The 24,869-nt window shown below is 71.9% G+C and carries 23 protein-coding genes and 1 tRNA gene; 14 read left to right on the top strand and 10 right to left on the bottom strand.

The window, feature by feature from the left end:
• The first annotated feature begins 129 nt into the window (after positions 1–129).
• A complete protein-coding gene (locus tag ACZ601_RS30095; protein WP_469544029.1) occupies positions 130–1,371 on the top strand; it encodes an NAD(P)-binding protein in 1,242 nt (413 codons plus the stop codon).
• 78 nt (positions 1,372–1,449) lie between these two features.
• Positions 1,450–2,451 carry a zinc-binding dehydrogenase gene (locus ACZ601_RS30090; protein ID WP_469543907.1) on the top strand — a complete coding sequence of 334 codons (1,002 nt, stop codon included), beginning with the start codon at positions 1,450–1,452 and terminating at the stop codon, positions 2,449–2,451.
• Positions 2,452–2,519: 68 nt separating this feature from the next.
• On the opposite strand, the gene ACZ601_RS30085 is transcribed toward ACZ601_RS30090, so the two are convergent.
• Positions 2,520–2,996 carry a GNAT family N-acetyltransferase gene (locus ACZ601_RS30085; RefSeq protein ID WP_469543904.1) on the bottom strand — a complete coding sequence of 159 codons (477 nt, stop codon included), beginning with the start codon at positions 2,994–2,996 and terminating at the stop codon, positions 2,520–2,522.
• A 102-nt stretch (positions 2,997–3,098) separates the two neighbouring features.
• Complete coding sequence (locus ACZ601_RS30080; protein WP_469543901.1) at positions 3,099–4,136, bottom strand: aminoglycoside phosphotransferase family protein; 1,038 nt, start codon at positions 4,134–4,136, stop codon at positions 3,099–3,101.
• A 33-nt stretch (positions 4,137–4,169) separates the two neighbouring features.
• On the opposite strand from ACZ601_RS30080, the gene ACZ601_RS30075 reads away from it, so the two are divergent.
• The 3 genes from ACZ601_RS30075 (at position 4,170) to ACZ601_RS30065 (ending at position 8,196) form a co-directional block, all read left to right on the top strand.
• Positions 4,170–4,844 carry a rhomboid-like protein gene (locus ACZ601_RS30075; RefSeq protein WP_469544022.1) on the top strand — a complete coding sequence of 225 codons (675 nt, stop codon included), beginning with the start codon at positions 4,170–4,172 and terminating at the stop codon, positions 4,842–4,844.
• 82 nt (positions 4,845–4,926) lie between these two features.
• Positions 4,927–6,327, top strand: a complete 1,401-nt coding sequence (locus tag ACZ601_RS30070) for an NAD(P)/FAD-dependent oxidoreductase (protein WP_469543899.1) — start codon at positions 4,927–4,929, stop codon at positions 6,325–6,327.
• Positions 6,328–6,513: 186 nt separating this feature from the next.
• Positions 6,514–8,196: a PE-PGRS family protein gene (locus ACZ601_RS30065; protein WP_469543896.1), complete on the top strand. Its 1,683-nt coding sequence runs from the start codon at positions 6,514–6,516 to the stop codon at positions 8,194–8,196.
• A gap of 130 nt (positions 8,197–8,326) precedes the next feature.
• Here the strand turns inward: ACZ601_RS30065 and ACZ601_RS30060 are convergent, their stop codons facing one another.
• A complete protein-coding gene (locus tag ACZ601_RS30060) occupies positions 8,327–9,394 on the bottom strand; it encodes a hypothetical protein (protein WP_469543893.1) in 1,068 nt (355 codons plus the stop codon).
• Between the two features lie 139 nt (positions 9,395–9,533).
• Between ACZ601_RS30060 and ACZ601_RS30055 the strand changes: the two genes are divergently transcribed.
• A complete protein-coding gene (locus ACZ601_RS30055; RefSeq protein ID WP_469543891.1) occupies positions 9,534–10,022 on the top strand; it encodes a hypothetical protein in 489 nt (162 codons plus the stop codon).
• Positions 10,023–10,044: 22 nt separating this feature from the next.
• Here the strand turns inward: ACZ601_RS30055 and ACZ601_RS30050 are convergent, their stop codons facing one another.
• Positions 10,045–10,269, bottom strand: coding sequence for a hypothetical protein (locus tag ACZ601_RS30050; protein WP_469543889.1), 225 nt, complete (start codon positions 10,267–10,269; stop codon positions 10,045–10,047).
• A 112-nt stretch (positions 10,270–10,381) separates the two neighbouring features.
• Here ACZ601_RS30050 and ACZ601_RS30045 point away from each other — a divergent pair, with 112 nt between their 5' ends.
• From ACZ601_RS30045 to ACZ601_RS30030, 4 genes are all read left to right on the top strand, one after another.
• Positions 10,382–10,927: a CGNR zinc finger domain-containing protein gene (locus ACZ601_RS30045; protein ID WP_469543886.1), complete on the top strand. Its 546-nt coding sequence runs from the start codon at positions 10,382–10,384 to the stop codon at positions 10,925–10,927.
• A gap of 83 nt (positions 10,928–11,010) precedes the next feature.
• Positions 11,011–11,436 carry a hypothetical protein gene (locus tag ACZ601_RS30040; RefSeq protein ID WP_469543883.1) on the top strand — a complete coding sequence of 142 codons (426 nt, stop codon included), beginning with the start codon at positions 11,011–11,013 and terminating at the stop codon, positions 11,434–11,436.
• 175 nt (positions 11,437–11,611) lie between these two features.
• Positions 11,612–11,989 (top strand): hemerythrin domain-containing protein, encoded by a 378-nt coding sequence (locus ACZ601_RS30035; protein WP_469543881.1) that lies wholly within the window; start codon positions 11,612–11,614, stop codon positions 11,987–11,989.
• 558 nt (positions 11,990–12,547) lie between these two features.
• Positions 12,548–12,757: a hypothetical protein gene (locus tag ACZ601_RS30030; RefSeq protein ID WP_469543878.1), complete on the top strand. Its 210-nt coding sequence runs from the start codon at positions 12,548–12,550 to the stop codon at positions 12,755–12,757.
• Positions 12,758–12,796: 39 nt separating this feature from the next.
• Here ACZ601_RS30030 and ACZ601_RS30025 read toward each other — a convergent pair.
• Positions 12,797–12,870 (bottom strand) — tRNA-Thr (locus ACZ601_RS30025).
• A gap of 158 nt (positions 12,871–13,028) precedes the next feature.
• Here ACZ601_RS30025 and ACZ601_RS30020 point away from each other — a divergent pair.
• From ACZ601_RS30020 to ACZ601_RS30005, 4 genes are all read left to right on the top strand, one after another.
• Positions 13,029–14,429, top strand: a complete 1,401-nt coding sequence (locus ACZ601_RS30020) for an RNA-guided endonuclease InsQ/TnpB family protein (RefSeq protein ID WP_469543875.1) — start codon at positions 13,029–13,031, stop codon at positions 14,427–14,429.
• Between the two features lie 308 nt (positions 14,430–14,737).
• Positions 14,738–15,874, top strand: a complete 1,137-nt coding sequence (locus ACZ601_RS30015) for an ABC transporter ATP-binding protein (protein ID WP_440578286.1) — start codon at positions 14,738–14,740, stop codon at positions 15,872–15,874.
• 215 nt (positions 15,875–16,089) lie between these two features.
• Positions 16,090–16,503 (top strand): hypothetical protein, encoded by a 414-nt coding sequence (locus ACZ601_RS30010; RefSeq protein WP_073733016.1) that lies wholly within the window; start codon positions 16,090–16,092, stop codon positions 16,501–16,503.
• Between the two features lie 35 nt (positions 16,504–16,538).
• Positions 16,539–17,252 (top strand): nucleotidyltransferase family protein, encoded by a 714-nt coding sequence (locus tag ACZ601_RS30005; RefSeq protein WP_469543870.1) that lies wholly within the window; start codon positions 16,539–16,541, stop codon positions 17,250–17,252.
• A gap of 93 nt (positions 17,253–17,345) precedes the next feature.
• Here the strand turns inward: ACZ601_RS30005 and ACZ601_RS30000 are convergent, their stop codons facing one another.
• The 5 genes from ACZ601_RS30000 to ACZ601_RS29980 all read right to left on the bottom strand — a co-directional run bounded on the left by ACZ601_RS30000 (position 17,346) and on the right by ACZ601_RS29980 (position 24,869).
• On the bottom strand, positions 17,346–19,076 hold the full coding sequence (locus ACZ601_RS30000; protein ID WP_469543868.1) for a DoxX family membrane protein: 1,731 nt from the start codon (positions 19,074–19,076) through the stop codon (positions 17,346–17,348).
• 289 nt (positions 19,077–19,365) lie between these two features.
• Positions 19,366–20,322 carry a 23S rRNA (guanosine(2251)-2'-O)-methyltransferase RlmB gene (rlmB, locus tag ACZ601_RS29995; protein ID WP_469543862.1) on the bottom strand — a complete coding sequence of 319 codons (957 nt, stop codon included), beginning with the start codon at positions 20,320–20,322 and terminating at the stop codon, positions 19,366–19,368.
• An 83-nt stretch (positions 20,323–20,405) separates the two neighbouring features.
• Positions 20,406–21,809 carry a cysteine--tRNA ligase gene (gene cysS, locus ACZ601_RS29990; RefSeq protein WP_469543859.1) on the bottom strand — a complete coding sequence of 468 codons (1,404 nt, stop codon included), beginning with the start codon at positions 21,807–21,809 and terminating at the stop codon, positions 20,406–20,408.
• A 64-nt stretch (positions 21,810–21,873) separates the two neighbouring features.
• Positions 21,874–23,148 (bottom strand): MFS transporter, encoded by a 1,275-nt coding sequence (locus ACZ601_RS29985; protein ID WP_469543856.1) that lies wholly within the window; start codon positions 23,146–23,148, stop codon positions 21,874–21,876.
• Entirely contained in the window at positions 23,145–24,869 is a 1,725-nt protein-coding gene (locus ACZ601_RS29980; RefSeq protein ID WP_469543854.1) for an ABC transporter permease subunit, read from the bottom strand. The genes ACZ601_RS29985 and ACZ601_RS29980 overlap by 4 nt, the downstream gene beginning before the upstream one ends.

Below are 24,869 nucleotides of genomic sequence, written 5' to 3'. Positions count from 1 at the left end.
CCCATCGTGACGCACCCCACTGACAACGCCCCGCCCGCCGATGTCACACCCGGACCCCCGCCGCCCGTCATGTACGCGAAGGCACCTCCAGCGAAGACGAAGACAGAGGCGAAGGAGACGGGGACGACCATGCAGCGCATCCACATCATCGGCGGGGGTCTCGCCGGATTCACCGCAGCCATCACCGCAGCCGAGTCCGGCGCCCTGGTGACCGTCCATGAGGCGCACCACACCCTCGGCGGACGCGCCAGGACCGCGGAGGAGGGCCCGTACCGCACCAACGAGGGCCCGCACGCCCTCTACCGTCGCGGCCCCCACTGGACCTGGCTCGACCGGCGCGACCTCCTCGGGCCCACCACCGCTGTCCCTCCCCTCGAAGCCTCCCGGCTCCGCTTCCGCCACCGCTCCACCCTGCGCCGCACCCCGCCCCTCGCCCTCCTCCGGCTCAGCCGCCGGAGCGCCGTACGGGTCCCGGCCTACCTCGACTTCCGTACCTGGGCCACCGCGCAGATCGGCGAGGAGGGCGCCCGCATCGCCGCCCACTACGCCGCCGTCGCGCTCTTCCACCACGACCCCGGCAGCCTCTCCGCCGCGTTCGTCCAGGAACGGCTGCACCGGGCCGGCGCACTGCCGCCGGAAGCCCGCTACCCGATCGGCGGCTGGGCGCAGATCATCGACCGGATGGCGTCCCACGCCTGGAACCTCAGCGTCCGCATCGAGACGGCGACCCGTATCGACACCGCCGCCCTCGACGCCCTCGCCCGCACCGGCCCGGTCGTCGTCGCCACCTCCCTCGACGCCGCCCGCGCCCTCCTCGACGACCCCAGCCTCACCTGGCCCTCCGGCCGCACCGCCCTCATCGATCTCGCCCTGCGCACCCGCCGCGGCGACGCGTTCGCCGTGTCCGACCTCGACGCCCCGGGCTGGATCGAGCGGTTCACCGCGCAGGACCGTACCCTCGCCCCCGTCGGCGAGCAGCTCCTCCAGGGGCAGTTCCCCCTCGCACCCGGCGAGTCCCGGTCCACCGGAACCGCCCGCGCCGAAGAACTCCTCGACCTCGGGTACCCGGGCTGGCGCGAGCGCACCGTGTGGCGGCGCGACGCCCTCGCCACCGGTCGCACCGGAGCCGTCGACCACCCCGGCACCACCTGGCGCGACCGCCCCGCCATCGACCGGGGCAACGGCATCTACCTCGCGGGCGACCAGGTCGCCGCGCCCGGACTGCTCAGTGAGGTCTCCTTCAACAGCGGCATCGAAGCGGCTCTCCTCGCCCTCCGCGCCACCGAGCACCGCACCACGGCCTCCACCGCCACCACCACCTCGACCTCCACCTATACCTCCCGGACACCGCTTGACCTCAAGCGCGCTTGAGGCCGAAGAGTGGGCTCACCGACACCGGCACCGGCGTCGATACCAACACCCGACACCCGACACCCCGGGGAGCCCACCATGCACGCCGTCCGCCTCCACGCCTTCGGCCCCGCCGAGAACCTCGTCCACGAGCGCGTCGAGGACCCCGTCCCCGGGCCCGGCCAGGTCCGGATCGCCGTCCGCGCCGCCGGCGTACACCTGCTCGACACCGCCCTGCGCCAGGGCATGACCGGCCCTTACCCCGCCCCCACCACGCTGCCCACCGTCCCCGGCCGCGAAATCACCGGCACCGTCGAATCGCTCGGGGAGGGCACAGAGCCCGGCTGGCTCGGCCGGCACGTCGTCGCCCACATCGGCAACGTCCCCGGCGGCTACGCCGAGCTCACCGTCACCGAGGCCGACAAGCTCCACCCCGTACCCGACGGCCTCGACGACGCCGAAGCCGTCGCGATGATCGGCACCGGCCGCACCACCCTCGGCATCCTCGGATTCACCCCGCTGGGTCCGGAGTCGATCGTCCTGGTCACCGCCGCGGCCGGCGGCATCGGCACCCTGCTCGTCCAGTACGCCAAGAACGCCGGAGCCACCGTCATCGGCCTCGCCGGAGGACTCGCCAAGACCGGCCTCGTCCGCGCCAACGGCGCCGACCTCGCCGTCGACTACACGCTCCCCGACTGGCCCCGCCAGGTCCGCACCCACCTCGACGCCCTCGGCCGCCGCGCCACCGTCGTCTACGACTCCGTCGGCGGTACCACCGCACGCGCCGCCGTCGACCTCCTCGGCAAGGGCGGACAGCACGTCGTCTACGGGTGGTCCGGCCAGGGCCTCCACGACGGCCGGCCACTCACCTTCACCGAGGACGAACTCGTCGCCCGCGCCATCACCTCGCAGAGCGTCCTCGGCCCCGCCATGATCGAGCGCGGCGGCGGCCTGCGCGCCCTGGAGACCCGCGCCCTCGCCGAGGCCGCGGCCGGCCGGCTGCGCCCCGCCGTCCAGCGCTACCCGCTCGCAGAGGCGGCCGCCGCCCACCGCGCCCTGGAAACGCGCGGGACCACCGGCAAGGTCGTCCTCGTCCCCTGATCCGAACGACAGGCCCCGGAGTCCCACCCCGCGAACCCCGCCCGTGAACCCGGCCCGGACGAGAGGCGCTACCGCCCGCCCAGCTCCGCCAGCGCCCCGTCCGTCAGCCGGTACACCGTCCACTCGTCCTGGGGCCGCGCGCCCAGCGACTCGTAGAACGCGATGGACGGAGCGTTCCAGTTGAGAACCGACCACTCCAGCCGCTCGTAGCCGCGCTCCACGCAGATCCGCGCCAGCTCACCCAGCAGCGCCTTGCCGTGTCCGCCGCCCCGTCGCTCCGGGCGCACGTAGAGGTCCTCCAGGTAGATGCCGTGCACACCGCGCCAGGTGGAGAAGTTCAGGAACCACAGCGCGAAGCCGACCACCTCACCGTCCTCGTCGTCCTGCGCGATGTGCGCAAACGCCGCGGGCCGCTCACCGAACAGCGCCTCGCGCAACTGCTCCTCCGTGGCGTTCGCCTCGTGCAGCGCCTTCTCGTAGTCGGCCAGCTCACGGACCATCGCGTGAATGGCGGGGACATCGGCAGCGGTAGCGGTACGAATCATGGGGGCAGCGTAAGCAGTACCGCTGCGTAAGCAGTACCGCGCCGTAAGCCGCACCGCGCCGTAAGCGGCACCGCGCCGGGAGCAGTACCGCGCCGCCCGCCGCTACCGGCCCAGCAGCCGCCGCGCGATCTCGGCCTGCTCCGGATCCAGCCGCCGCGCACCGTCCTCCGCGCCCCAGCACGCGTTCTGCAGCACCCGTCCCAGCGTCCACGCACGGGCCCGCGCCCGGTCCAGACCGAGCACCTCCGTCAGCAGATCGAACCGCCACTCCACCGCGTCCGCGTCGAACCGGTTGACCAGCGCCGGAAACAGCTCGAACCCCGGATCACCGGCCAGCGGCTTCGGATCGATCGCCACCCACCGCGTCTCTTCCCCCGCCCCCGTGTCCCGCCCGGCCAGCACGTTGCCGAAGTGCAGGTCCCAGTGCAGCAACCGGTCCCCCTGCTCCCCCGCCACCTCCCGCACCGCCGCCGCGCAGTCCGCCAGCAGCCGCCGTTCCTCCTCGTCCGCCAGCAGACCCACCGCCCCCGGCGCCGCCGCCAGCATCCGCGCCGACACCTCGGCCAGTCCCCGCAGACCGCTCCCCGCCGGAGCCCGCACCGCCGTCAGCCCGGCCAGCAGCTCCGCGATGATGCGCACCGCCTCCCGTACATCCGCCATCCCGGACAGGGAACGGAGTCCGTCCAGCCGCTCCAGCAGCATCGTCCCCGTCGCCGGGTCGTGGTCCAGCAGCTCCACCGCACACGCCGACGCCGCCCCCGCAGACGCCGCACCCGCAGAGGCCGCACACGCCGACGCCGCCCCCGCAGAGGCCGCACCCGCCGACGCCGCCCCCGCAGAGGCCGCACCCGCCGACGTCACACCCGCAGAGGCCGCACCCCACACCCGCAGCGCGAGGGGCTCCCCCGCAGTCTCCGCGTCCACCGCCTGCAACTTCAGCGCCGCCGGGCGCCCGTCCGCCACCCGCACCACCGGCAGCACCAGCGCGCACACCCCGTACAACGCCTCGCCGTCCCGGCGCAGCCCCCACCGCTCCAGGAACTCCGCGGCCATCCCCGGCAACGCGGCGAGAAACGCCCGCCCGGCCGCACCGTTGTACTTGGACTGTGTGGCGATCAGCGCATCCGGAATGTCAATCACGCCCCCGATCGTAGGAGCGTGCGTCAATCGACTATGCCCCTGAGCCGCCCCGCCCCGCCCTCGCGGCCCCGTCCCGCACCCGTCACGTGGCTCCGCGGCGCCGGCTCATGGATCCGCAGCGCCCCCGGCACCTACGTCTGGCTGCTGGCCCTCTTCGTCACCACCGTCATCGTCCACCAGATGTCACCGGCCTTCGAGGAGGACTTCCTCCGCCAGCGCTCCACCAACATCCATGAGCTGTCCCAGAACCCCGTACGCGTCCTGATCAGCAGCGCGTTCTGGATCGACGGCGGCGAATGGATCCCCTACGCCGTGCTCTACACCGTCTTCCACGCCCCCGCAGAACGCCGCCTCGGCACGCTGCGCTGGCTCACCGTCGTCGCCGCCGCGCACATCCTCGCCACCCTCGTCAGCGAAGGCGTCCTGGCCTGGGCCATCCGGCACGGCCACGCGCCCGAGACCGCCGCGAACACCCTGGACGTCGGGGTCAGTTACGCGCTCGCCGGCGTCGTCACCGTACTCACCTACTACATCCCGCGCCCCTGGCGGTACGTGTACCTCTTCGCCGTACTCGTCATCTACGGCGTCCCGCTCGTCACCGGCGCCACCTTCACCGACGTCGGCCACTTCACCGCGGCGCTCATCGGCCTCGCCTGCTATCCGCTGACCCGCCGCCACCACGAGACGAAACCGCCCCCCGCCCAGTAACGTCCAGCCACGCAGAACACCGCGCACTCCACACCACACCGCGCCGCACAGTCGGCGTCGCCACACGGACAGCAGGGGCAACATGAGCACCGTCAGTACAGCCAACGGCGGCATATCCTTCTGGTACGCGGACCAGGGCACCCCCCTCCCCCGCGAACCCCTGCCCGGCGACGCCACCGCCGACATCTGCATCATCGGCGGCGGATACACCGGCCTCTGGACGGCGTACTACCTCAAGAAGGCCGTCCCCTTCCTCAACATCACCGTCCTGGAAGCCAAGTTCTGCGGCTACGGCGCCTCCGGCCGCAACGGCGGCTGGCTCTACAACGGCGTCGCCGGCCGCGACCGCTACGCGAAGCTGCACGGCCACGAGGCGGCCGTCCGGCTCCAGAGGTCGATGAACGACACCGTCTCCGAGGTCATCCGGGTCGCGGACGAGGAGAAGATCGACGCGGACATCCACCGGGGCGGCGTCCTCGAAGTGGCCTGCACCCCGGCGCAGCTCGCCCGCCTGAAGGACTTCCACTCCGTGGAGATCGCCTTCGGCGAGACCGACCGCACCCTGCACGGCGCCCGCGAGACCGCAGAGCGCGTCCGGGTCAACGGAGCCATCGGCTCCACCTGGACCCCGCACGGCGCCCGCCTGCATCCCGCCAAACTCGTCAAGGGCCTCGCGGACGTCGTGGAGGCCCTCGGCGTCACGATCCACGAGTCGACCCCCGTCACCGAGATCAAGCCCAAACACGCCGTCACCCCCTACGGCACGGTCCGCGCCCCGTACATCCTGCGCTGCACCGAGGGCTTCACGGCGGGTCTCAAGGGCGAGAAGCGCACCTGGCTCCCGATGAACTCCTCCATGATCGTCACCGAGCCGCTGCCCGAATCCCTCTGGGAGACCATCGGCTGGAACGGCCGCGAAACCCTCGGCGACATGGCCCACGCCTACATGTACGCCCAGCGCACCGCCGACGACCGCATCGCTCTGGGCGGCCGGGGCGTCCCGTACCGCTACGGCTCGGCCACCGACAACGACGGCCGTACCCAGCCCGCCACCATCGAGGCCCTGCGCGACCTGCTCGTCCGCCTCTTCCCCACCACCGCGGGCACCCGCATCGCACACGCCTGGTCCGGCGTCCTCGGCGTCCCCCGCGACTGGTGCGCCACCGTCACCCTGGACCGCTCCACCGGCCTGGGCTGGGCGGGCGGCTACGTCGGCTCCGGCGTCGCCACCACCAACCTCGCCGCCCGCACCCTGCGCGACCTGATCCAGCAGGACTCCGGGCAGGGCGGCCCCACCGAACTGACCGCCCTGCCCTGGGCCAACCACAAGGTCCGCCGCTGGGAACCGGAACCCCTGCGCTGGCTCGGCGTCCAGAGCATGTACGCCGCCTACCGCGCCGCCGACCGCCGCGAACTCACCTCGCCCCGCGCCGGCACCGACCCGATCGCGAAGATCGCGGACCGGCTGGCGGGCCGGGGCTGAGACGGGCCGGGACCGGTTCGGCTGCCCGAACGTCCAACGGCCCGGAGGGGCAGCCGCGCTGCCCCTCCGGGCAGACCACTCCGAGGGGCGGCCGGCCGAAGCACGCGACGCCCTAGCGTGGCAGTACAACGCAACGCACTGCACTGGTCCCGGTTCCGGGGCACCGGTCTCGGCTGAGGGGCGTCGATGAAATCCCATGACAGGAATCGCCCCACCGCGCCGGCCGGCCAGGAGAAGACCGTACGCGCGACCGCGCCCCTCGGCTTGATGGGCGTACAGGCCAGCAGCGGCAACCAGGTGGTGCTGGAGATGATGCGCCGCGGGCACGGGGCCACCACGGTCCAGCGCACGGGCCCCACCGAGCAGCCGGCCGTCGAGACCGCCACACCGGCACAGGAAAAGGACCCGAAGGGCAAGGAGATCATCGCCCGGCTCAGTCAGTCGATCGAGCAGCACACGACCCAGACGGATTCCAAGGCGAACATCTTCGCGCCCGGCACCTGGTGGCCCGAGCAGTGGATGGTCAAGGGGCCCGCCCGGCTGCGGAAGACCCTGGAGCGCCGGGTGATGCAGGGTGAGACGTTCAGCGACGACGATCTGAAGGACATCATGCAGTTGTCCGCGGTCAATGCGAAGTGGCTGAAGGACGTGGGAATCGGCACCTACCAAGAGGCCGAGGCTTATGCCGAGGGGCGGTTCGACGACTGGTTGAAACTGGACCCCGGCAAGCGCGTACTCATCGCGACGCTGGCCATCAACAAGCCTCGCGACCCGCACGTCCGCCCACCGACGAACCCGGCCTACACGCTCGGCAGATTCATGCTCACCAAGACACCCGGCACCGACCCGAAGAAGCGGGAGAAGCGGGAGGAGCTGGAAGAGGAGCGCAACCAGCAGATCCGCGACACCGCCGTCGACACGCTCCACCCGGCGGGCATAGCCCCCGGGCGCCTGCACGGCGGTTCCGTCCCGGCGGAGGGCACTCCGGTGGGCAAGGACGGGAAGAAGGCGCCCGACTACGCCGGGAAGGACGCTCAGGGCCGCGAAATGCTCACCAAGATCCTGCTCATCCTGCGCCATGGGCTTCAGCTCTACGACGCGAAGCAGGACAAGCACGTGAAGGACCACGCGCAGGACGTCATCCGTGCGCTGTCCCATGGCGGCCGCGTCAACGTGCGTATCCCCGCGCTGAGCGCGAAGGACGATCCCGCCTACTGGCTGCCGCACTTCCTGGGCGCGACCAAGGACGCCGCCAAGGGGGAGACCGCGGAGCACGTGTCCGAACGGGGCTTCGCCACCCACCGCACCGACATCGGCCCCAACAAGGGCGAAAAGCAAGGCAAGTTCAAGGAGAAGGGAGGCGTCGCGGCGTCCCTCACGAACAAGCTCGCCGTCGGTGCCGCCCGGCCGAAGCTGTGGGGCCAGGACATCTCCGGCGGCGGACTCGGCTCCAAGGACTGGAACGGCGCGATGGTCCTGCCGAACGGCTCGTACGGCCACGTCCTGCTGGTCTACCACCGCCCGACCATGGAGAAGGACGGCTCCCTCCAGATCGGCGTCGAGACCATCGCGCCGCACGCCGACAGCCCGGTCGGCTACGAACACGACTTCCGTTCCACCGAGGCCACCTCGAACCCGGAGTCCATCCTGCACGGCCACAAGGGGGACAAAATCGGCTCCGGCGGCCTCAGCAAGAACGAACGCTACGTGGACCTGCGGGACATGGCCGAGGATTCGAGCGGCGGCTGGGAGCGCTACCTGGAAAGAATCAAGCGGGAGTGGGAATCGGACCTCGCCGCAGCGGGTGACGACGCGAAGGAGCGCCGCGCGCGCTACGAGAAGCTGGTCGGCAAGCGCCTCCAGTCATAGCGGTGTCAGGCGGCCTCGTCTCCCGACGAGGCCGCGCACCACCCGGCGCCGCGCGCTGAACCACCAGGGACTACGGGACAACCCTCGGCCACCCGCCACCGTCACCGCCCCCTCAGCGCCCCCGCCACCGTCAGTCGCCCCCGCCACCGTCGCCGCCCCCGCCGTCACCACCGCCACCGTCGCCGCCACCGGAGTCCCCGCCGTCGCCGCCGTCCGCGCCCCAGCCGTCGCCGCCGCCGGGCTCGTTGTCGTCACCGCCGTTGCCGAGGTTGCTGAACCAGGGGCGGTCCCAGGAACCGTCGGTGGCGATCGGCTCACCGCCGCTCCCCGACTGCCGCTCCGACCGGAACCGCGCGGTCCCGGTCGTGTCGCCTATCCCGAAGGCGGCGGCGAAGAGATGCGCCATGACCGCGTCGAGCGGGTCCGCGCTCTCGTGGCGCACCGGGGACAGTGGCCGCAGAACCGTGTCCGGCGTGCGGGCCGGCCGGCGCGGGGGCCGCGTCAGCAGGGCGACACGCTGATCACCGCGCAGCAGCCACGAGCTCGTCGCGTTCTCCCGGCGCAGCACCCAGTGCACCCCGGCGAGCCGCACCTCGACCACGCTCTTGGACTTGCGCAGCTTCTTCTTCAGTACGAGCTCCGCCGTGGCGTCGCCGACGGTCAGGAGGAGGCCCTGGGACGGCTCGGGCACCTCGCCCTGGAACCCGTGGGGCGCGCGGATGCGGACGGCGGGGGCGTGCGGCCCCCACACGTCGACGCGCACCAGCCGCCGGTCCACGGCGACGGCGACCGGCCCGGCGGGCCCGTCCGCGAACCTCCGCGCGATCCACAGCGGAACGCCCTCCGCCTCCGCCCGTGCCGACAGCGCGGCCACCTGCTCGGGCCCGCCGCACAGCCGTACCGCCAACTCGCCGAGCGCGCGGGCGAACTCGGCGGCCCGACGCGCCCTCACCGGGATCGTGGTGCCGGTGACGCGGGTCAGCGGGACGACCCCGGTCCCCTCCGGAATCCGGTCGAGCGCCCGCTCGGCCCCACCACCACCGAGCCAGACCCCGCGCCCGTACGCCTCCGCCATGGCGCCGAGGTTCAGCTCACCCATCGGCGTGGTCCGGCCGCCCCTGCGCAGCCCTTCCTCGGTCAACTCCACGGTCTGTGCGAGCGGATTCCAGGACCGCTCGCCATAGAGCACCTGGCTCACGACAACCCCCCATGTACGTAAGTGACTCGGCCGGAGCCACCCTCACACACCCACGACCGCACCCCGGCGGCGGGTATCCCGGCCCTGGTGGAGCCCGTACCGCTGTCGCCTGCGCGTGGCACAGCTCTAGGATCACGCCATGTCTGACGATGCCCCGACCACCCGCGAGTCGTTCCGCCGCCGTCTCCAACCGATCAGCACGGCAGGTCCGGTGTCCACGTTGCCGGACCGCGTCTGGACCGAAGAGGACTGGGAACGGATCCGGCACGGATACCGAGCCCAGGACATGGACCAGAAGTGGAACGCCTTCGTCGAGGGCGATGTCCTCTTCCTGCACCGGAGCTGGACCGGTCGCGGCATCTACGAGGTGTCGTTCGCTCCCGTGGCCGGCGGGGGCAGGAGGATCGTCTCCGCCGCGGTGGAGACGGATCCGGAGCGGTACCGGAGGACGGGCGACGCGTACGACTGCCTGATGATGGAACTGATCATCAGCGCGATCATCCTTGGCGAGCCCGCCACCGAACTCCACGCCCGCTTCCGGGAATTGCACGCCGCGACGCCAGGAGGAAACGATCTCCCCGCAGCCGCGGCGCAGCACAGCGCGCTGGGCCTGCGCTCGGATTCGTAGCCCCCTCAGCTCCGAAGCGCGCTCACAGCCCCGGTCCGTCCGCCCGGACCACGCCTCGCAGGCACTTGACCATCTCACCGTCGACCAGGACGACGAGACAGCCGCAGCCACCGACGCAGTACTCGACCTCGCCCTCGGATGTGCGGTGGCGGGACCTCAGCGTCCACCACCGCGTCTCCGCCGCAGTCGGCTCATGGCAGACGGGGCAGCGGTCGCCCGACGACGGGGCCGTGGATGCGGAAGTCATGCCCCCAACATGACGTCACGCCCTAAACCACTTCAACCATTACATCGAACGGCATCCAGCACCTCTACCGCCCCGATACCGCCCCGAAGCTGCCCAGTGATGTAATGACCCCATGCACTTCGACCATTACGGCGGCGAGGCCGCCCGGCTGGCCGCAGATCTGGTCAACCTGACCGCACCACAGCCACCCGAGTACCTGGAACCACTCCTCGCCGCACACGGCGTGGTGCACCGCACGCTCACCGCCACGCAGGCCGAGACGATCTGGACATGGAGCCGGCGCCTGGCCGCGTGCTTCGGGCGGCAGGACCTCGAAGAGCGGTGCCAGACGGTCAACACCCTGCTCGCCGAAGCCTCCAGCAGCCCCAGGATCTCCCTGCACGATGGCCGCCCCCACCTGCACTACAGCGCCACCGGCGCCGACGCCGCCACCCACATCCGGGCCATCACCGCAGCCGGGCTCGCCTACGTCGTGTGCTCCGCCGACGCCGACCGACTGGGCCGCTGCGCCCGCCGCGACTGCCGCCTGGCATTCGTCGACACCTCCCGCAACGGACGCCGCACCTACTGCTCGGTGCGCTGCGCCAACAACGACGCGGTGGCCCGCCACCGCGAGCGCCATCAGGCTGCCGCCCGACCGTCAGCCGCACACCAGTGAACCCCCACGCACAGCCCCCACGCACAGGCCGCCGGGCGAGGCCGGCCGGCCCGTCCCTCACCCTGGCTCTGACCCTCGCAGCCGTGACCGGCTCGCTGCTGGCCGGATGTTCCAGCATCAGCGACGCGGCCGGGTGCGGACCGGCGCCGTCGGCGGAGGTCAGCCAGGCCGATCTGTACGGGAGCTACTCCGGCCCCCACGGGGCACGCCTCGACCTCACCGCCGTCGGCGGCACGTCGGTCACGTTCTCCGTGGAGAGCTGGCCCAAGGAGGACGGCCCCGAGATCCTGACAGAGGATGTCCCCACGTTCGACGGCAGTGGGATCTGGAAGCTGCTGAACCGGCCGGGAGAGGACGGCAAGGTCGGACTCGCCTTCAGCGGCCCCGACCCGGGCGCCCGGGGCGCGACCGTCACCGAGCTCCTCGTAGGCAAGGAGGACGGACACACCGTGCTCTTCGCCAGACTCGGGGACCCGGATGTGTGCCGGACCTTCAGGCTGGCCCCGTAGGCAGGGGCGACCGCAGGGAGAGTGCACGGTGGCGCCGGCCCGTCAGCGGCGGCAGGCGGAGCGGCGACGGACCCGAGCTGTTCACCGACAGCGACGACCTGGTCAGGCTCCTCGGCCGACCGGCGATCACGGCACGTGAAGCCATCCGGAACGCCGCGACCGTCGGGGAGTCACGGTGAGTGCTTCCGGGCCCGGTGTCGACACACACGAGATGGTGCTGATCCACCGTGTCCTGAGGCGCGAGTTCGGTCAACTTCCCCGGTTGTTCCGCGCCGCGGCCGGCGACCGTGGGCGATCCAAGGTCATCGGTGCGCACGCCCGGGAGATGCTGACCTTCCTCCACACGCACCACACCGGTGAGGACGAGCTGCTCTTTCCGCTGCTGCGTGAGCGGGCGACGCTCAACCCGGAGCTGATGGACCGGATGGACGCACAGCACGCGCAGGTCGACGACGCGGTCACAGCCATCGACGCGGAGTTGCCGACGCGGACGGCGAGCGCGGACGCCGCCGCGGGCGAGCGGATGGCCGCTCGCATCGACACCATGAAGTAAGGGCCCCTGAGCGGCTCCGCTCACGCACCGCTCACGCAGGCCCTGCCGCCGCGCCTCGGCCATCAAGCAGTCCAGCCCCGGAACAGCAGAAACCCCAGGTCACGGGCTATGTGACCTGGGGTTTCTCAGAGCCCCCTATCTGATTCGAACCGATGACCTACGCATTACAAGGGGCCTGCGAGATTATCCCGGGTGGTGCCGGACGGTGCCGTGGATTCTGTTTCCGCTGATCAGAGTCTTGCGGCCACGCTTGACATGACGCCCGATCCCTCCCCGTGTCTACAAGAGCGAGGCCGCCAGGGACATTTTGGCCGAGCCCACGCTCCTCTTCGCCGACGCCGACGCCGACGTCGACAGCAGAAGCGGGCCAGGGCGGCTGCACCGAGCGAGTGAGTTTGAGGACCGAGCGGGTCTATGGAACTGGCCGTGACACCGCAGGGCATAACCGGCGTGGCCCGAGTTCGCCCGCGGCGGTCTGCCCGCAGCGGCGGACGCCGGCGACGGCGACACCTGGACCGATGGCCACTGCTGGCTCACCACGTTGTCAGCAGCACCCGCGTGGGCGCCGCCGAGCCGGGCCGGGAGATCTACGACATCGCGGCCGCGCGAGTGGGCGCCACACCGGAGCGGTGCCCCTTCGTGGACGACCGACCGGAGAACGTCCACGTCGCGCGAGCCATGGAGACGGCCGAGGTTCACTATCGCGAACCTTCGGATCTCCGGCAGGATCCGAGCTTCCTGCCCAAGGCCCAGGCCGGTTCGACATAAGAAAAAGCCCAGGTCAGCTCGGCGCCAACCTGGGAGTTGAGCCGCCTGTCGGATTCGAACCGACGACCTATTGATTACAAATCAATTGCTCTAGCCAACTGAGCTAAGGCGGCATCGCACGCGATGGAACGAGCACGCGCGCGAGCCCTCACTCTACACAGCGCCCCACCCGCCGATCCAGGAAGTTCCGCCCACCCCATAACCACCCGAGCACCCGTGCGTTAAGAACACTGACGTGCTGATCCGGAGATCGGACAGTAGGGGGAGTGCCATGACGGCCACGGCTGACCAGCCGATACAAGTGACGGGTGACGAGGCCAAGCGCATCAAGCGCGAGGCCCTGGGCATCGCTGACCGCAAGAAGCATCAAGGTCGGGCGGCGACCGCTATGAAGAGCCGAGCCAAGGAGACCGGCACGCAGCAACGCGTTTACCGGTACCGCTTCTACCCGACTCCCGCACAGGCCGAGCAGCTGGAGAAGACCTTCGGGGCCTGCCGCTGGGTCTACAACGAGGGGCTGGCGCTGCGGGCGGACGCCTGGGATCGGCATCGCGTTTCGGTGGGGTTCGCCGAGTCGTGTCGGGCCTTGACGGGGTGGCGGCAGGCGTCGGAGACGTCCTGGCTGCGTGAAGTGTCATCGACCGTGCTTCAGCAGTCGTTGCGACACCTGGACGGAGCGTTCACCCGATTCTTCAAGCAGTTGGCAAAGCGTCCGCAGCGGAAGAGGAAGCACCGGTCACAAGATTCGGCGACTTACGTGCGGACCGGCTTCCGGTGGGTCGAGGACCCGGAGCGCCCCGGCACGGGGCTGGTCACGCTGGCGAAGCAGACGGCGCCGCTGAACGTGCGATGGTCGCGGCCGTTGCCTGTCGGAGCGGCGCCGGTGAAGCTGTCGGTGACGCGGGACCGGGCAGGCAGGTATTTCCTCGCGGTGCTGGTGGAGGAGCGGATCGAGCCCCTGCCCGTCGTGTTCGTACCGGGCGGACGTGCGCCGAAAGCCGTTGGGATCGACCTGGGCCTCGCGGCGCTGGTGACGCTGGACGACGGAACGAAGGTGGATCATCCACGGCTGCTGAAGAAGTATGAAAAGGAGCTGGCGCGGCTGCAGCGAGGGCTGCACCGCAAGATGAAGGGATCGAAGAACCGAGGAAAGGCCCGGGAGCGTATCGCCCGGCTGTACGCCCTGATCGGCGATACACGCAGAGACATGCTGGACCAGCTGACCACCCGCCTCGTGCGCGAGAACCAAGTGCTCGCGGTGGAAGACCTGGCCATCATGAATCTGCTGCGTCCAGCCGTCGGACATGGCCGTCGCCGGAAGGCCCAGCTGAGTCGGTCGATCATCGACGCGGCGTGGGGCGAACTGCTCCGTCAGCTGCGGTACAAGTGCGCCTGGTACGGGCGGACACTGGTGATCGTGGACCGATTCTTTCCGTCGACGCGGCGGTGTTCCGACTGCCACGCGAAGGGGCCCTCACTCGACGTGTCCGTGCGGGAGTGGACGTGCGCGGAGTGCGGTGCGGCACACGACCGGGACGTGAATGCAGCACGGAACCTCCGTGCTGAGGGCATGCGGCTGTACCGGCTGGTGGCCTCCGCGCTCCCGCCGGGGCGGGTCCCGCCGTCAGTGATCAAGGCATCAGAGCCGGCAGGCGTGCTGCCGGCCGCGTGAGACAGGTGAAGGACTGCGGTACGGACCGACGGGCCGTCGGTCGTCAAGCCTGTGGAGCCCGAGTAAGACCGGCCAGGGGCGCCCTTCAGGGGTGCGTCGGTACGGCGGGGGTGCCGAAGCAGGAAGTGCCACTGGTGGCATGCGGTCAAAAGTGCGGGGCTCTGGCCGGGAGATATTCGCGGCCCAAGAACTACTGACAGATTCGAAATGGCCAGGTAGCGTCGCTGAAGGTTCACTCAAGTGGACCAGACCACTCCCTTACAACGGATCGTCCGGCACGTTCCTGCCGGTGAAGGAGAAGCATCAGCATGGCCAGTGTCACGTTCGACAAGGCGTCCCGCGTCTACCCCGGCTCCACGAAGCCCGCGGTCGACCAGCTTGAGATCGACATCGAGGACGGCGAGTTCCTCGTCCTCGTCGGTCCCTCCGGTTGTGGCAAGTCGACCTCCCTGCGCATGCTCGCGGGTCTTGAGGACGTCAACGGCGGCGCCATCCGCATCGGTGACCGCGACGTCACGCACCTGCCGCCGAAGGACCGGGACATCGCGATGGTGTTCCAGAACTACGCGCTCTACCCGCACATGTCCGTCGCGGACAACATGGGCTTCGCGCTCAAGATCGCCGGTATCAACAAGACCGAGATCCGGGCGAAGGTCGAAGAGGCCGCCAAGATGCTGGACCTCACCGACTACCTCGACCGCAAGCCGAAGGCGCTCTCCGGTGGTCAGCGTCAGCGTGTCGCGATGGGCCGCGCCATCGTCCGTGAGCCGCAGGTCTTCCTCATGGACGAGCCGCTGTCGAACCTCGACGCCAAGCTCCGTGTCTCCACCCGTACGCAGATCGCCTCGCTCCAGCGCCGCCTGGGCATCACGACCGTGTACGTCACCCACGACCAGGTCGAGGCCCTCACCATGGGCGACCGCGTCGCGGTCCTCAAGGACGGTCTGCTCCAGCAGGTCGACTCGCCGCGCAACATGTACGACAAGCCGGCGAACCTCTTCGTGGCCGGCTTCATCGGCTCCCCCGCGATGAACCTGGTCGAGGTCCCGATCACCGACGGTGGCGTGAAGTTCGGCAACAGCGTCGTCCCGGTCTCCCGCGAGGCGCTCACCGCCGCCGCCGACCGCGGCGACACCACCGTCACGGTCGGCATCCGCCCCGAGCACTTCGACATCGTCGAGCACGGCGGCGCCGCCGCGAAGTCCCTCACCAAGGACTCCGCCGACGCCCCGGCCGGCCTGGCCGTCTCGGTCAACGTCGTCGAGGAGCTCGGCGCCGACGGCTTCGTCTACGGTGCCGCCGAGGTTGCCGGCGAGCACAAGGACCTCGTCGTCCGCGTCGGCGGCCGCGCCGTCCCGGAGAAGGGCACCAAGCTGCACGTCGTGCCGCGCCCGGACGAGCTGCACGTCTTCGCGACCTCGACCGGTGAGCGCCTCACCGACTGATTTCGCACCGCCCGCCGTACGGCGTCGGCCCCGCACGGACTCCGTGCGGGGCCGACGCGCATTTCGGGGGTTTGGGCCGGCCCACCTCAAATTCCCCGGCACAACGGTCATTTCGCTCCGGTTCGTCAACACCGGATTCGAAAAGCACTCTCGAACCATCCCTCGCGCGAGTGACGTAATGTCGCCAATTCATCACTGCCCGCTACGCTCACTGCGTGACCCACACCGCGCGCCGCATCGGCCGAACCCTCGCTCTCGTACTGCCTGTCGTCATGGTCCTGTCCGGGACCCTGGCGGTCACCGCCGTGCCGTGGGCATCTCACAACTCCGACTCCCAGATGCTCACCGCCTCGGCGCAGACCGTCTCCAAGCGCGCCAAGCCGCGCAGCACTCAGGACATCCTGCGCGACAAGCTCCTCCTGGAACTCCAGGAGAAGGACCCCGCCGTCGCGTTGACGGATCTCCAGCGTGCCGTCGAGGGGCGCCCGTCGCTCGCGAGGCACTGCATGTCGATCGCCAAGGCGCTGGGCAGGGCAGCGGTCGAGCAGTACGGCCCGACCCGGGCGCACCGCTTCTCGCGTCCCGTCTGCGACACCTCCTTCGCCTCCGGTGTCGCGCAGTTCAGCTGACCGGTCCCGTGCGGGCACGGCATATCGTGCCTGGCATGCATACGTTTCCGACGCAGGCCGTGATCCTGGCGGGTGGCCAGGGGTCACGGCTGCGCCCGTACACCGATGACCGCCCCAAGCCGATGGTCGAGATCCCTGGTACCGGGACTCCGATCATCGGCCATCAGCTTTCCTGGCTGGCCGCAGAGGGCGTGACCGAAGCCGTGGTGTCCTGCGGGCACCTGGCCGAGGTGTTGCAGGAGTGGCTGGACACGGCGGTGCTGCCGCTGCGCGTCACGACGGTCGTGGAGCGCGAACCGCTGGGGCGGGGCGGCGGGCTGAAGTACGCGGCGGCCCGGCTGCCCGATCCTGAGCAGCCCTGGTATGCGACCAACGGCGACATCTGGACGCGCTTCTCGTTGCGCGAGATGGCCGCGTTCCACGCGGAGCGCGATGCGACCGCGACGCTGGCGCTGGCCCGCCCCCGGATTCCGTGGGGTGCGGTGGAGACGGACGCGTTCGGGCACATCACCGACTTCATCGAGTCGCCGCCCTCGCCGTATCTGATCAACGCGGGTGTGTACGTGTTCTCCCCCGCGTTCACGGCGATGCTGCCGGACCGTGGTGACCATGAGCGGACGACGTTTCCCCGGCTCGCCCGGGAACGCCGGCTGGCCGGCTACCCGTTGCCGCACGGGGCGTACTGGCGGGCCATCGACACCGCCAAGGACCTCACGGAGGCGGCCAAGGAGCTGGACGGCCAGTCGTAGCGCTGGCGGCCGCGACACGGCGAGGGGCGGGCACCGGATCGTTTCCGGTGCCCGCCCCTCGATGTGTTCCGGGCTGTACGGGAAGGCCTCGGCTCAGCCGAGGAGGCCGCCGAGGGGGTTCTTGCCCCCTTCGCCTCCGCCGGACGAGGCGTCCGGGGCGCCGTCCGCGCCGGGGGCCTGGTCCGGGCCGCCCGCGCTGGTGCCGCCGGCGCCGCCGGTCGGGCCCGCCGAGCTGGGGCCCGCGCTGGTGCTCGGGGGCTGCTGCGGGGTGGTCTGCTGCGGGGGCTGCTGGCCGGTGCCCTGGGTCTGGCTGGGCCGGCCCGTGCCCGCCGTTGCCTGGCCCGACTCCCGGACCGTGCCCGTGGCGGGCGCGGAGGTCTTCGCGGACGGGGTCCGGGGGGCGGTGCTCCGGGTCGGGGCGGGCTCGCGGCCGGCCGGGCTCTGCGAGGCCTTGGCGCCGCTGCGGGACTCCTCGGGGAGCGGGGAGCCGGGGAGCTGGTTGGTCGGGACTCCGTTGGGCCCCGGAACGGTGACGACCCCGGTCGAGCGGACCGCCCCGCCGAGGACGGAGCCGATGAGCAGGGTGAGGCCGACGACCACCGTGGCGACGGCTGCGCCCCGGCGCAGTACGCGGCGGCGGAGGTCCCAGATCTCGGAGCGGGGGCCGAGCCTGCGCCAGGCTTCCCCGGCCAGTCGTCCGTCGACGGAGTAGACGGGGGCGCCCGCGATGATCAGCGGGCTCCAGGCGGCGAGGTAGATGATGTCCGGCGCGTCGTAGACCGGGACGGTGCGCCAGCTGACGGTGACCAGGAGGGCGGCGGAGAGCAGGGCGCCGACCGAGGCGGCGACGCGCTGCCAGAGGCCGAGGACGGTGAGGACTCCGACGACGACCTGGAGGAAGGCGATGCTGAGTCCGGCGCCGACGGGGTGGGAGAGCGCGAATTCGCGCAGCGGCTCGGCGAGGGCCCAGGGGTGCAGCGAGGTCAGCCACTTGACCATGGAGCCCCGGTCGCCGCCGTCGAAGTAGACGGGGTCGCAGAGTTTGCCCATGCCGGCGTAGATCGAGATGAAGCCGAGGAAGACCCGCATGGGCAGCAGGACGACCCCGAGGTTCATCCGGCGGCCGGGGTAGTACGCGTGCCGGACGGAGTCGCCGCTCCGGTCGCGGTCCCGGTCGTCGGTGACGTCTTCGAGATCGTCGGGATCGTCGAAGGCCCCGCCGTCCCGGTCCCGGCGGGGCCCGTCCGGGCCGAACACGTCGGCCCGGTAGTTGTCGGTCCGGTAGTCGTCCGTCAGGTAGTTGTCCGCGGCGTACGGCCCCGGACCGGTCTCGACCGGGTCGAACGCGCCGACGGCCTTCCGCATCGGCGGCAGCAGCGGCCCGCCGCTCCGGGGACCGCCGATCAGCGGGGTGGGCTGGGTCTCTTCGAGGCGCGGGATGACCTGGGTACCGGCTGGTTCGTACGAGGCGTACGGCTCGTAGGGGTCGTACGCGGTGTCGGGGCGGCCCGTGACGCCCGGCCGGCCCGCGGTGGAGTTCCGTACGGCCTGGAGCAGTCCGGTGGCGCCGGGATCGCCGGGGGCGGACCTGCCGCTCCACACGACGGGGGCGCGTCGGCCGCGCCCCGCTCCGGAGCCGCTCATGGCGGGGATCCTGGGCGCGGCGGCGGGGGTCACACCGCGCAGCCGTGCGCGCTGGCCGGGTGCGAGCTGTACCCGGAAGCTGGCGTGGTTGACGATGACCTGCGCGGGGTCGCAGTCCACCTTGGTCATGCTCAGGGCGGGTTGCTCGTCGAACCGAGGCGTTCTGGTGTCCACACTCATCTAACCGAGTGATGTGTGTTTAGGACACTGCCTTGACGGCGTCGAAGTGTCCGAGGCCCGTCAACCGGTGGTGGCGGGGCACAGCGGGGCGTACGCGCGCTCCGGTGCGCCCCCGCGCACGGCCGCGCGAAGACGGCGGACGGCGGGGCGTGTCCCCCGTCGGCCGCCGCCCGTGCGAGTGGTGCACGAGCAGGCCACGCACACGCAGGCCACGCACACGCGGGCCCCGCCCATGCAGGCCACGCACACGCAGGCCCCGCCCACGCGGGACCGGGCCGGGCGCGGAGGATCAGGCGCGGCGGCGCGCGACCTCGTACATCACGATGCCGGCCGCGACGCCCGCGTTCAGGGACTCGGCGCCGCCGGGCATCGAGATGCGGACCCGGTAGTCGCAGGTCTCGCCGACGAGCCGGCCGAGGCCCTTGCCCTCGCTGCCGATGACAACGACGACGGGGCCGCCGAGCGCCTCCAGGTCCTCGACGGTGTGCTCGCCGTCGGCGGCCAGGCCGACGATCGCGATGCCTTCCTTCTTGTACGCCTCAAGCGCCCGGGTCAGGTTGGTGACGCGGGAGACCGGGGTGCGGGCGGCGGTGCCGGCGGAGGACTTCCAGGCTCCGGCGGTCATTCCGGCCGCGCGGCGCTCGGGCACGACCACGCCGTGGCCGCCGAACGCGGAGACGGAACGGACGATCGCGCCGAGGTTGCGCGGGTCGGTGACGCCGTCGAGGGCGACGATCAGCGGGTCCTCGCCGTTGTCGTACGCGGCGGCGGTGAGGTCCTGCGGGTCCGCGTACTCGTACGGCGGGACCTGGAGAACGAGGCCCTGGTGGTTCAGGCCGTTCGTCATCCGGTCGAGCTCGGGGCGCGGGGCCTCCATCAGGTTGATGTTGCCGCGCTCGCCGGCGAGCTGGAGGGCCTCGCGGACCCGCTCGTCGTTGTCGATGTACTGCTGGACGTACAGGGTGGTGGCGGGAACGCCGTCGCGCAGCGCCTCGAAGACCGGGTTGCGGCCGACGACCATCTCGGAGGTGCCCTTGACGCCGCCGCGCCGGGGGGCGGGGCGGCGGTTGGCGGCCTGCTTGGCCCTGGCGGTGGCGATGCGGTTCTTCTTGTGCTTCTTGCGGTCCTCGGCGGGCGGCGTGGGTCCCTTGCCTTCGAGGCCACGGCGTCGCTGACCACCGCTGCCGGCCGTAGCGCCCTTCTTGTTGGACGTGCGGCGGTTCCTGCGCTGGCTGTTCCCGGCCATGACCTACCTGTTTCGTTGCTTCAGACGTGCGTGCGTATAAGTGAGAGTGTGCCGCCCGGCGGGCCGGGCGGCACTCGGGAGGACTACTGGCGCGGGCCGAGTGTCCACCGTGGTCCGGCCGGGCTGTCCTCGATGACGAGCCCTGACTGGTTGAGCTGGTCGCGGATGGCGTCGGCCGACGTCCAGTCCTTGCGCTCGCGCGCCGACTGACGCTGGTCGAGGACGAGCCGTACGAGGGTGTCGACGACGCCGTGCAGATCGTCGCCCCGGTCGCTCTCGCCGCCCCAGTGGTCGTCGAGCGGGTCGAGACCGAGTACCCCGAGCATCGCACGGACCTCCGCGAGACGGGAGACGGCGGCCTCCTTGTCGTCGGCGGCGAGCGCGCTGTTGCCCTGGCGGACCGTGGTGTGGACGATCGCGAGGGCCTGCGGGACGCCCAGGTCGTCGTCCATCGCCTCGGCGAAGGCGGGCGGCACCTCGGCGGCGGGCTCGACGGTCTCGCCGGCCTTCTCCGTGACGCGCTGGACGAAGCCCTCGATGCGGGCGAACGCGGACTCGGCCTCGCGCAGGGCGTCCTCGCTGTACTCGATCATCGACCGGTAGTGCGGGGTGCCGAGGTAGTAGCGCAGCACGATGGGGCGCCAGGTCTTGACCATCTCGCTGACGAGTACGGAGTTGCCGAGCGACTTCGACATCTTCTCGCCGGACATGGTGACCCAGCCGTTGTGCACCCAGTAGTTGGCGAACGCGTCACCGATCCCCCTGGCCTGGGCGATCTCGTTCTCGTGGTGCGGGAAGATCAGGTCGATGCCGCCGCCGTGGATGTCGAAGGCGGCGCCGAGGTACTTGTGCGCCATCGCGGAGCACTCCAGGTGCCAGCCGGGACGGCCTCGGCCCCACGGGGTCTCCCAGCTGGGCTCGCCGGGCTTGGACGCCTTCCACATGGCGAAGTCGCGCGGGTCGCGCTTGCCGGTCTCGCCCTCGCCCGAGGGCTGGCGCAGATCGTCCAGGTCCTGGTTGGAGAGGGACAGGTAGCCGGGGAACGAGCGCACGTCGAAGTAGACGTTGCCGTCGGCGGCGTAGGCGTGACCGCGCTCGATGAGGCCACGCATCATCTCGATCATCTCGGGGATGTGGCCGGTGGCGCGCGGCTCGTAGGTGGGCGGCAGGCAGCCGAGCGCGTCGTAACCGGCGTTGAACGCGCGCTCGTTCTCGTAACCGATGGCCCACCACGGGCGGCCCTGCTCGGCCGACTTCGTGATGATCTTGTCGTCGATGTCGGTGACGTTCCGGACGAACGTCACGTCGTAGCCGCGGTGCTCGAACCAGCGGCGCATGATGTCGAAGTTCAGCCCGGACCTGATGTGCCCGATGTGCGGGGCGGCCTGGACAGTGGCGCCACAGAGGTAGATCGAGACACAGCCCGCTGTGAGCGGGACGAAGTCACGGATCTGCCGGGCGCTGGTGTCATACAGGCGAATAGTCACGCCTCAAGGGTAGTCGGCGCGCACCAGTGCCCCGCGACCTCTCGGAGGATTGCGATGACACTTGTTACGGCCCGGACCTGACCTGCCTCGGCCCCCGGCCCGGTACCGGCTGCCCGGCCCCCTTCCCCTCCCCCTCCGCGACCGCCGGAAGGGTCAGCGCGAGGGCGGCGCCCGCCAGCGGGACCGCGGCGAGCACCGCCCACCGGACGGGCGCGGGGGCGCCGAGCAGCGCCCCGGTGGCGGCGCTGCCCGCGAGTACGGCGACGCCGGAGACGGAGGACAGCGCTCCGGTGGCGAGTCCGAGGTGCCGGTCGTCGACGAGATCCGGTACGAGGCCCCGGGCGGCCGGCACCAGGAGCATCTGTCCGAGGGTGAGCAGGACGACGAACGCGGCTGCGGGCAGCAGTCCGGCGGGCCCGCCCGGGGCCGATGGCACGGCGGCGAACCCGGCGGCGACGGTGACGAGCCCGGCGACGAGAGCGGTACGGGGTGCGAGGCGGCGGGCTGCCCAGCGGGTCACCGGCAGCTGTGCGCAGACGACGAGCAGCGAGGAGAGCGCGAACAGCGCGCCGAGGGCGGTCTGCGATCCGGTGGCGCGCCGCACCTCCGCGGGGAGCGAGAGGTAGAGCTGGTTGTACGCGACGAGGTAGCTGCTGTACGCGAGGCAGAGCAGCAGGAACGGCCGGTTGCCGAACACCTCGCGCGCGGAGCCCCGGTTCCGGTCCGTACGGGCGACGGGCGCGCGGCGCGGCATCAGCCGGGCGTGCCCGGCGAGGACCGCGACGAAGACGGCGACCCCGGCGAGGGCGGCTTCCCGGAACCCGCCGCCCAGGAGCAGGAGGGCCGAGCCGAGGAGCGGTCCGAGGAAGGCGCCGGCCTGTCCGGCGGCGGAGAACCGGGCGAGCACCTGGGCGCGCGGGGTGCCGGTCGCCCGCTCGTGGCGGACGGCCTCGCGGGCGGTCTCCGACTCGACGGCGGGTGAGAACAGCGCGGCGGCCAGCCCGGTCAGCAGAACGGCGCCGATGACGGTCGCGGTGGATCCGGCGAAGGCGAGCCAGCCGAATCCGGCGATGCGCAGGGCGCATCCGGCGAGGACGACGGGGCGGGGTCCGTAGCGGTCGGTGAGGGCGCCGCCGATGACGAAGAGGCCTTGCTGGCTGAAGGTGCGCAGCCCGAGGACCAGGCCGACGAGCCAGCCGGCCATGCCGAGTCCGGTGCCGAGGTGGGTGGCGAGGTAGGGCAGGACCGCGTAGAAGCCGATGTTGAACGCGAACTGGGTGGTGGTGAGGAGGCGGAGGTAGCGGTCCGGGGCGGTGGCCGCGGGCGCGGGGGCGCTCACGCGGCGCCCTTGCGGTGGCGCACGCCGCGGACGGCGGCGGCTGCGAGGACGGCGGTCGCGCCGAGGGCCGCGAGGGCGGCGGCGGGGGCGAGTACGGCCCAGGGGGCGCGTTCGGCGTAGGGGAGGTTCTCGGAGAGCATCCGGCCCCATTCGGGCGACGGGGGCGCGGTGCCGAGGCCGAGGAAGCCGAGCGAGGCGAGGGCCAGCGCGATGGCGGGGACGCGCAGGACGGCGTGGCGGATGACGGGCGGCAGCACGCCGGGCAGGACGTGGCGGCGCAGCAGGTGGGCGCGTCCGGCGCCGAGTGCGCGGGCGGCGGCGATGTGCGGGGCAGCGCGTTCCTGCGCGTACAGGGCGCTGGTGTGCGCGGCGAGCGGTGCCCAGGCGACGGCGGCGACGGCTGCGGCGGCGCTCCAGGGGCCGGGTCCGGCGAGGCCCGCGACGACGAGCCCGGTGAGGATCGCGGGCAGCGCGTTGGCGGTCTCGGTGAGCGCTCCGGCGCGTACGGCTCCGAGGGCGAGGCCGAGGAGCAGGGTGGCCGCGGACACCGCGACGGCGGTGAGGACGGTGCGGGCGGCGCCGTGTCCGAGCCGGGCGAGGATGTCGCGGCCGAGGGAGTCGGTCCCGAAGGGGTGGGCGGTGGACGGTCCGGCGAGGCGGGCGGCGGCGTCGATGTGGAGCGGGTCGCGCAGCAGCCCGGCGACGGTGACGGCGGCGAAGAGCGCGGTGAGGAGGAGTGCGCCGGTGATCAGTGACCGGCGTGCGCGGGCGGCCGGCGGGACGAGCGCGGGCAGCGCGCCGTCGTGCAGGGCTGGGCCGAGCAGGGTGCGGGAGGCGAGGCGGGCGGCGAGTCCGGCAGCGACGCCGAGGAGCAGCAGCATCAGTACGCAGGCCTGGAGGACGGGGAGGTCCTGGGCGAGGGCGGCGGCCAGGGCGCTGCCGCCGAGGCCGGGGATGGCGTAGAGGGTCTCGACGGCGACGGCCCCGCCGGTGAGCCCGACGACGATCAGGCCGAGCTGGGGCAGCAGTCCGGGCAGGGTGCGGCGCAGGGCGTGCCGGGCGATGCGGCGCGCGGGCAGTCCGGCGGCGGTGGCGGCGCGTGCCCAGGGTTCGGCGAACGCGGCGGGCAGCGCGTCGTCCAGCAGCCGGCCGAGCAGCGCGCCCGCCGGGATGCCCATGGCGAGGGCGGGCAGCACCGTCTGCGCGGGGCTCCCCCAGCCGAGCGCGGGGAGCCAGCCGAGCCGGACCGCAACGACGGCGGCGAGGACGGCGGCGATCAGGAATTCAGGGAAGGCGGCGAGGACGGCCGCGCCGACACCCGCGCGGACGGTGACGGTGCGGCGGGCCGCCCCGCGCCGCAGGGTCCCGGCGGCGAGGGCCGCGGCGAGGACCAGGGCGACGGCGAGGGAGCAGCCCATCAGGGTGAGCGAGACGCCCAGGGCGGACATCGTGTCGGGGGCGACGGGCTGCCCGGAGACCCAGGAGGTGCCGAGGTCGCCGTGGAGGAGTCCGCCGAGCCAGCCGCCGAGGATGTGGAGGGGGCCGCCGTCGAGGCCGGTCCCGGCCCGGATGGCGTCGAGGGTCTCGGGGGTCGGCGGCCGGTCGGCGTACCGGGCGCGAAGGATCGTCAGGGCCGGGTCCGTGCGGGTCAGCCGGGGCAGCAGGCCGATGACGGCGAGGACCGCGAGGAGTGCGGTGAGCCGTCCGGCGAGGTACTTCAT

Source organism: Streptomyces sp. NPDC104307 (assembly GCF_055584045.1).
This window is presented reverse-complemented; position numbering and strand designations above follow the sequence as displayed.